Below are 7,710 nucleotides of genomic sequence, written 5' to 3'. Positions count from 1 at the left end.
CGAGGATCAATTCCTCCGCTTCATCCCCGAGAAAAATCGCCGCCCGCGACAGACTGTTGTGAATCGCCGGGCGCTCGACACTCGGCAGCGGAAACCGCGTGCGCCGGTTTTCGTGGTCGATCCAGACCACGCCGTCGCCCTCGATCGCCAGCCGATGGGCCAGCGAATGGCTCCAGCCATGGCCGAGGCCGATATCGATTTCGGCGGCGCTGGTGCGGTACAGACGGGTGAATTCGAACGGCAGCAGTCCGTCGAGTACGCCGTCGGTCAACGTCAGCAGTTCTTCGCCGGTGACCATCGACACCGGGCAACCGTTGGTGCACGTCAGCGGGGCGCAATCGGCGCTGTCGCCGTTGGGGTTTTTCGCCTGCTCGGACTGGTCGTGGTGAGGCTCGTCTTTCTTCAGCGAGGTGTTGCGCTTTGCATCCCAGCGCAGTTGCAGGTGGCCTTTTTTCAGGCTGGCCGCAATGCCTCGGGCGGCGACGGTTTTGTACTGGTTTACATAACCGATGAAGGTAGTGACGATGCCGAACATCGCCTTGACCAGACGACTGACCGCCGACAGTAACCGGGCGCCGCGCTCCCCCAGACGCAATGTCAGATAAGCGATTCCCGCACCGGCACCGACAAACGTCAGCACAACGCCGATCAACACATCGATGAGCAGTTGCACCACCACCATCGATACGGCTTCAGCGGTTTTCCCGGCGACTTCGCTGGGCGGCAGCATTTCCAGCCAAAGGCTGGCCGTGCGCAATAGCAGGCATAGCGCCGCTTCGTCGCTGACCAGCAATTGAAGCTTTTCCATCATTTCAGGGGCGGTTTGCGCCAGCTCGATCAACTGCGCAGCCGCATCGCCCAGCCGCTCGGCAAACTTGCCAGGATCCTGAAGAATCTCCGACAGCAAACCGATGCTGTCCCAAACGCCCTCGATCGCCGCCCAGCTCCCGGCCAGCAGGCCATTGCCCGCCGCCGTCGCGACCTCCTGCGACCACTGCGGCCTGAAGCGCCGCCACTCGCTGCGCAGCCAGCTATCCAGTTGCTGAGTCAGGCCATCGTAGGACTCGAAAAGCGCGTCCATCTGCCCGGTGCTGACTTCGCCATGCACCCGTACCCGATAGGACTCGCCGGCCTTGCCGTGAAATACGCCCTGACCCTGGGCATCCAGGGTGACCGGCATCACCTCCCCGCTCCCCACCGTCACCACATCGACAACGATGTCGCCCAGCGGAATGTCGTAGACCGATTCGAACTTGCTTTCGATCAGCATTGGCCCGGTTTTCGAGCATTGAATGACGGCGGAGGAAAATTGGCTGTCGTCACTGCTGACAGTTGTGCGGGTCTCCCCGAAACGGATGACCCGCTCCATGCCCATCAGCGACGGCAGGTCGGCGGCATGACTGATCTGGTCGGCCGAGCGGCTGAGCCAGTGCTTGAGTTGCTCGCGGTAGAGGCTGAGGGTGTCGGGAAAGCTGTCGAGTTCCTGCTCAATGCGGGTGACGGCTTCCATCAGCGCATTCCCGTGCGCAAGGCGAAATGAAAAACCGGGTCAAACATGAGCGTTCCCTCGCACAGAAATTAGGCGCGAGGACTTTGCAGTGGATCTGTCGGTAAAGAAGTCAGGCAAGTAAGCAGGAGCTGTAGGAGAAATCTGCGAATCAGAGTCGCCAAACAACGGATGCAAAAACGGGGCGGGAGGTTTCCCTCACGCCCCGTTCAGGGATCTTTTCAATGGCTTATGGCGAACGGTCCCGGCCCGCCAACTCTTTCAGCTTGAGTTCCGCCAGCGGATGCCCGGTCCTGGCGGCCATTTCCCACCAGCGTTGCGCTTGCGCGGGATCCGGCGCCTGACTCGGCGTACCGGCAAGGCTGATGACACCGACCTGATACGCCGCCTTGCCATCCCCGGCCAGCGCCGCCAAACGCAGCAAGCGCACGCCCTCCTCGCGCGCGCCCAGGCCAACACCACGAAACGTCAGGATGTGCCCGTAAAAGCCTTGCGCGCCGACATCACCGAGATTGGCCATGCGCGCGAACTGCCCTTCCAGCCATCGCCAGCCACGCGGCTGACGGACAAACCACGACCAGTGAAACAGCCGGCGGGCGAGCCAGTAACCGGCCCGCGCCTTGAGTCGTAAAAACACTCAGGCTTCCGCCGACTCGGGGTATTCGTATTCGAATACCCGCACCACTTCCGAGGCGTGCCAGGAGGCGGCGGCAACCCCGTCGGATGGCCCGGAAAACCGCCCCAGGCGTTCGACACACTCAAAAAAACCGGTCCGTGGCAGACGACTGGCCCCCTGACTGATCACCAGCGAGCTGCGCAGCGGCTGCTCGGCCTTTGCATCCAGCGCGGCCAGGTGTTCGAGTGCGGCGGTCAGGGTCTGCATGGCCGGCGTCGGCAGTTGCAAGCGTTCGAGCAAGGCTCGATAAGTCAGAAGATGGCGCTGCCTGCGCGCCTGATCAAGCTCCCCCAGCAATCCGTCCCAATGTTGACGACTGATGCGTACGCTCACGATTGTTCCCTCCACCCTGGCACCGTCAATTCCCAGGCCAGGCTGCGGCGAATCGCGGCGTCGGGCTGACGCTCGCCACTTTCGATCATGGCCAGGTAAGACGGGCTGATGCCTACCGTGCGGGCCAGCGCCTCGATGGCGATGCCCTTCCCTTCGCGCAAACTGCGTAATTGATCCAGACCTGGAAGAATCGGGTCTGAGGTGGCCGCGACAGGCGCTGCGGCCGGACGCGACGGTGTTTCGTTGATGCCTGCTGCTTTCAGTAGAGCCTGATACTGAGCCCACGGCAGAACCGCGTATTCGGGTTCGCCGTCGCGTGCAATTATCTGAATATCCATGACTACCCCGTAGGACAACAACACTTAGCGAGTCGGCACTTTTCCCTAGAAGTGTAATCCTAACAGCGGCCAAGGTCGTGGGGGGTATCTATCTGTGTAAGAGGCTGTCGCCATTCAGGACTTTTTCGGCCCTTGAAGTTGAAGTTGTTCAGGCGTATCGGGCAGGCGTTCGACGACTTTGAGCTTTTCCGGCGACTGTCGATCGCGCCACATGCGGAATGCGCTGAGCTCATCGTCGAGGGTTTTCATCAGCCACGCGAGTACGGCGATGTCGTCGAGCATGCCGAAAACGGGAATGAAATCCGGAATCGCATCGACCGGACTCAGGAAATACATCAATCCTGCCACCACCGAGACAATCGCCTTGGGGCTGATCGCCCGGTACTCGCCACGCCAGTAGGCCAGGCACAAGGCTTGGAGCAAACGCAGATCATCCTTCAATTTGCCCAGTCGATTGCCTTGCGCCGCGCCTTTGCTCGCCACGGCGAACAGCAGCGTCGGCAAGCGACCCCGGGCAAGAAGGCGTCCGGCCAAGGGAAGGAATCGGGCGAAATTCCACGGAGCTTTCATCTATTTTTCCCGTTGAAATGTTATCCACACAAATTGTGGATAACCTTGTGAACAGAGCTGCATTTCAGCGCTGAGAGCCCCGTTTCATAAGGGCTGCGCTCAGATCGGGCGTTTTTTACTCACATAAAAAACCCCAATATTTCATTGACTTGGCGGCTCGGGGCGTCTAGTGCGGGCAGCCTCAAAGTCTAGGACTGCCCTGACGCCCATCGGTTCGCTCTGTTTACGCTGGCCTTCGACCAGATGCAACAACGCCCCGCATAAGCGAGGCGTTGTTGTTGAAACCGGTGCCGATTACTTGGCAGCGGCGTCTTCTTTGGCTGGATCCTTGATGGCCAGCAGTTCCAGGTCGAAAACCAGAACCGAGTTGGCCGGAATCGCCGGGCTCGGGCTTTGTGCGCCGTAAGCCAGGTCGCTAGGGATGTACAGCTTGTACTTCTCGCCAACGTGCATCAGTTGCAGACCTTCGACCCAACCCGGGATCACACCGCTGACCGGCAGATCGATCGGGCTGCCGCGCTCGACGGAGCTGTCGAATACGGTGCCGTTGGTCAGCTTGCCGGTGTAGTGAACGGTCACTACGTCGGTAGGCTTGGGCTGTGGGCCGTCGGCTTTCTTGACCACTTCGTACTGCAGACCGGAAGCGGTGGTGGTCACGCCGGCTTTCTTGCCGTTTTCTTCGAGGAATTTCTTGCCGGCGGCTGCCGACTCTTCGCTCATCTTGGCCATACGCTCTTCAGCACGCTTTTGCAGCGCGGCGAAGGCTTCGACCAGTTCTTCGTCTTTCAGCTTCTGTTCTTTCTTGCCGACGGCATCTTCGATGCCCTGGGCTACCGCTTTGGAGTCCAGATCATCCATGCCTTCCTGAGCAAGGCTTTTGCCCATGTTCAGGCCGATACCGTAGGAAGCTTTTTGCGCCGGGGTTTTCAGCTCTACGCTGGTCTGCGAATCGCAACCCGCGAGGACCAGGCTAACCAGGGCAACCGCCGCCGCCAACCGATGCTGTTTCATGCTATTTCCTTGTTCATGCGCCGAAAGGGCAATCGAGTAAAGCCGCGAGCTTATCAGGCCGCCACGACCAATGGCTACCGGCATGAGAGCAGGAAACCGCTGATAAGTTCAGGGATTAAAACGCATTTTGAAAAACCGACGATGAAGCTTCTGTCATCTTGCTCCGACAACGATTGATGCCGCTTCCCACAACACTTGGCGTAATGGCCACTTGCCGCATGCGGCCACCTCAGGCATAACAGCGCAATAACTCGACAAGGATGTTTATCTTGCGCCTCTTATTCCGTGCTCTGACCCTGATCGTGGTGCTGCTGGGACTCGTCCTCGCGGTGGTTCTGTATTACGTCGCCAATCCCAAACTACCCTTCTATACCCCCGTGCAACAGGTGCATTACCTGAAGCAATGGACGGATGACGAGCGCCAGACCTACTACTTCACGCCGCAAGGCACCCAGGTCAAAGGCTTGCGCTACGAGTGGTTCCAGGCCCTGGAGCTGCCATTCTCGAAACAGCGTTTCGCCTCTCCCGAATACCTCGCACGCTTCGGCTTTCTGGTCGATCCGCAACAGAAAGCCACGCCGCAGAACCCCGGCAATCTGCCGGTAGGTTTTGCCCGTCATCAGAACCCCGGCAGCCAGGAGCAATACCTGGACATCACTTGCGCCGCCTGCCACACCGGCGAATTGCGCTTCAAAGGCCAGGCCGTGCGCATTGACGGTGGTGCGGCGCAGCATGTGTTGCCTTCCAGTGTTCCTACATTACGCGGCGGCAGTTTCGGACAGGCGCTGGTCGCCAGTCTTGTATCGACTTACTACAACCCGTGGAAATTCGAGTCCTTTGCCCGCACGGTGCTCGGCGATGAGTACGACGCGCGCCACGAACAACTGCGCAAGGATTTCAAAGTTTCGCTGAACACCTTCCTCAAGGTGGCCTGGAACGATACCCATCGCGGTCTCTACCCGACCGAGGAAGGCCCCGGCCGCACCGACGCTTTCGGGCGAATCGCCAACGCGACCTTCGGTGACGCCATCTCCCCGGCCAACTACCGTGTGGCGAACGCCCCGGTGGATTACCCGCAGTTGTGGGACATGTGGACGTTCGACTGGGTGCAGTGGAACGGCTCGGCCCAGCAGCCGATGGCGCGCAACATCGGCGAGGCATTGGGCGTCGGCGCCACCCTGAACTTTTTCGACGCCAATGGTCAGCCGCTGCAAGGCGATGCACGGTATGCGTCCAGTGTCCGCGTGCGCGACCTGCACACCATCGAAGAAACCCTGCAAAAACTTCAGCCACCGGCCTGGCCGGAGGATGTGCTGGGCACAGTCGACAAGCCCCTGGCAGCCAAGGGCCGGGCGCTGTTTGCCGAAAACTGCGCCGGTTGCCACGTCCCACGGGTAACCCAGGAGGGCGAACGCTGGGTTCAGCATCTGCACATGTTGCCGGTGGACGTCATCGGCACCGATCCGGGCGCGGCCAATAACATTGCCAACCACCGTTTTGACCTGACCGCGCTGCAGTGGGATCCGAAAGAACTCGAGCAGATGGACGTGAAGTTGCACCCCACACCCAAGGAACCGCTGGACCTGAGCCAGTTGTCGGTGGCCAAGGGCCTGGCCTACGTCACCGCGTTTGTCGAAGAACGCGCCTACCGCGAGGCCGGGGTGAAGACGCCCGAGGAAAAATCCCGTCTTGACGGCTTTGGCCTGCCGATCGGTGTTCGCGAAAAAGTCGCCTACAAGGCCCGTCCGCTGGCCGGCGTATGGGCGACGGCGCCGTTTCTGCACAACGGCTCGGTGCCGAGCCTCTATCAGCTGCTGTCACCGCAGGATGAGCGCGCCACCACCTTCTACAAAGGCACGTTCGAATACGATCCGCGCCATCTGGGCTATCGCACCGAAGCCTTCACCAATGGCTTTCTGTTCGACACACGAATAACTGGCAACCACAACAGCGGCCATGAATTCCGCGCCGGCGAACGCGGCAACGGGGTCATCGGCCGGCTGTTGCAGCCCGAGGAGCGCTGGGCGCTGCTGGAGTACCTGAAAGTGCTGGGCGGCCCGCTGGAGGCGCAACTGCCATGATGATCAACTCGTTCAGGAAGCCATCGATGTTCGCGCGTTTCTGGTCTTGGTTAGGTCGGTTCCTTGGCAAGACTCTGCTGATTTTGCTGGTGATCGGCCTGATCGGTTGGGGATTGTCGGCGGCCTGGTTCGCCTGGCAGCACAGAGGCCCGGTGTCGGCGCAGGAACAGATTCCGGAGGGCGAAGCGGCGATGACGCAGGATGTGATCCAGACAGCCGTGCGCATCGTCGATCAACATCGGGAAAGCACGCGCTACCTGCGCGATGCCCATGCCAAGGCCCATGGTTGCGTGAAAGCCCAGGTGCAAGTGCTGCCGGATCTGGCTCAGGAGCTGCGTCGAGGCGTGTTCAGCGAACCAGGGAAGATTTGGCAAGCAACGATGCGCCTGTCCAACGGCAACGCCTATCCGCAGTTCGACAGCATGCGCGATGCCCGGGGCATGGCGATCAAACTGCATGATGTGCAGGGCCAATCGCTGCTCGACGATCGCCAGGGTCTGCATGAACAGGACTTCGTGATGTTCAGCCACCCGAACTTCTTTGTCAGCGATGTCGCCGAGTATCGTCAGAATGTGGCGGCGCAGGCGGACGGAAAAAAGGTCATGGCGTTTTTCCCGGGCTGGGATCCGCGTACCTGGCAGGTGCGCCATCTGTTTATCGCCCTGGCGACGCTCTCCCCGCCCCCGGACAGCCCGACGCTGACGACTTACTTTTCGGTGTCGCCGTACAAGTTCGGTGAAGCCAACGCCAAGTTCCGTGTAGCGCCAGATCCGGGCAACTGCCCGGCCTATGCGCTGCCCAAGCAGAATCAGGATCTGCCGAACTTCCTGCGCAGCGCCTTGACCCAGCAATTGTCCACCGACCGCGTACCGGCGTGTTTCGTGTTGCAGATCCAACGCCAGGATGCGCACAAATTCATGCCCATCGAAGACACCAGCATCGAGTGGCGCGAGCAGGATGCCGCGTTCGAAACCGTGGCGCGCATCACCCTGCCACCGCAGGACTTCGACACCCCGGCGCTGAACCTGCAATGCGACAACCTGTCGTTCAATCCGTGGTTCGGCATCGAAGCCCATCGCCCCATCGGCGGGATCAACCGACTGCGTAAGGCAGTATATGAAGCCGTAAGCGATTACCGGCATAGCCGTAACGCCAGCCAGTGACCGCGGCAGAAACGAAAAAAGCGACCGGATG

Annotated in this window: 8 protein-coding genes; 2 read left to right on the top strand and 6 right to left on the bottom strand. The window is 60.5% G+C overall.

What is annotated here, in order from left to right; all coding sequences use genetic code 11:
- The 6 genes from N8H74_RS21295 to N8H74_RS21270 all read right to left on the bottom strand — a co-directional run.
- On the bottom strand, positions 1–1,510 hold a 1,510-nt coding region (locus tag N8H74_RS21295), incomplete at its 3' end, for a DUF6531 domain-containing protein (RefSeq protein WP_262150028.1).
- A 226-nt stretch (positions 1,511–1,736) separates the two neighbouring features.
- Positions 1,737–2,144, bottom strand: coding sequence for a sel1 repeat family protein (locus tag N8H74_RS21290; RefSeq protein WP_262150026.1), 408 nt, complete (start codon positions 2,142–2,144; stop codon positions 1,737–1,739).
- Complete coding sequence (locus N8H74_RS21285) at positions 2,145–2,516, bottom strand: hypothetical protein (RefSeq protein ID WP_003223109.1); 372 nt, start codon at positions 2,514–2,516, stop codon at positions 2,145–2,147.
- Positions 2,513–2,854: a helix-turn-helix transcriptional regulator gene (locus N8H74_RS21280; RefSeq protein WP_217832051.1), complete on the bottom strand. Its 342-nt coding sequence runs from the start codon at positions 2,852–2,854 to the stop codon at positions 2,513–2,515. The genes N8H74_RS21285 and N8H74_RS21280 overlap by 4 nt, the downstream gene beginning before the upstream one ends.
- Before the next feature lie 114 nt (positions 2,855–2,968).
- On the bottom strand, positions 2,969–3,424 hold the full coding sequence (locus N8H74_RS21275; protein WP_262150024.1) for a YkvA family protein: 456 nt from the start codon (positions 3,422–3,424) through the stop codon (positions 2,969–2,971).
- A 294-nt stretch (positions 3,425–3,718) separates the two neighbouring features.
- On the bottom strand, positions 3,719–4,435 hold the full coding sequence (locus tag N8H74_RS21270) for an FKBP-type peptidyl-prolyl cis-trans isomerase (protein ID WP_007950433.1): 717 nt from the start codon (positions 4,433–4,435) through the stop codon (positions 3,719–3,721).
- Positions 4,436–4,704: 269 nt separating this feature from the next.
- Here N8H74_RS21270 and N8H74_RS21265 point away from each other — a divergent pair, with 269 nt between their 5' ends.
- Positions 4,705–6,516 (top strand): cytochrome c, encoded by a 1,812-nt coding sequence (locus N8H74_RS21265; RefSeq protein WP_262150021.1) that lies wholly within the window; start codon positions 4,705–4,707, stop codon positions 6,514–6,516.
- Complete coding sequence (locus tag N8H74_RS21260) at positions 6,513–7,679, top strand: catalase family protein (protein WP_262150019.1); 1,167 nt, start codon at positions 6,513–6,515, stop codon at positions 7,677–7,679. Before N8H74_RS21265 ends, N8H74_RS21260 begins: the two co-directional genes overlap by 4 nt.
- Positions 7,680–7,710 lie beyond the last annotated feature (31 nt).

This window comes from Pseudomonas sp. B2M1-30, assembly GCF_025447575.1.
Taxonomy (GTDB): Bacteria; Pseudomonadota; Gammaproteobacteria; order Pseudomonadales; family Pseudomonadaceae; genus Aquipseudomonas; species Aquipseudomonas botevensis.
Note: the sequence above shows the minus strand (reverse complement) of the source record. Positions and strands in the feature narration are given on the sequence as shown.

Bases quoted from the DNA above. Each gene is read 5' to 3' on its own strand.
- N8H74_RS21280 (WP_217832051.1), bottom strand. From the start codon at position 2,854: ATGGATATTCAGATAATTGCACGCGACGGCGAACCCGAATACGCGGTT.
- N8H74_RS21275 (WP_262150024.1), bottom strand. From the start codon at position 3,424: ATGAAAGCTCCGTGGAATTTCGCCCGATTCCTTCCCTTGGCCGGACGC.
- N8H74_RS21270 (WP_007950433.1), bottom strand. From the start codon at position 4,435: ATGAAACAGCATCGGTTGGCGGCGGCGGTTGCCCTGGTTAGCCTGGTC.
- N8H74_RS21260 (WP_262150019.1), top strand. From the start codon at position 6,513: ATGATGATCAACTCGTTCAGGAAGCCATCGATGTTCGCGCGTTTCTGG.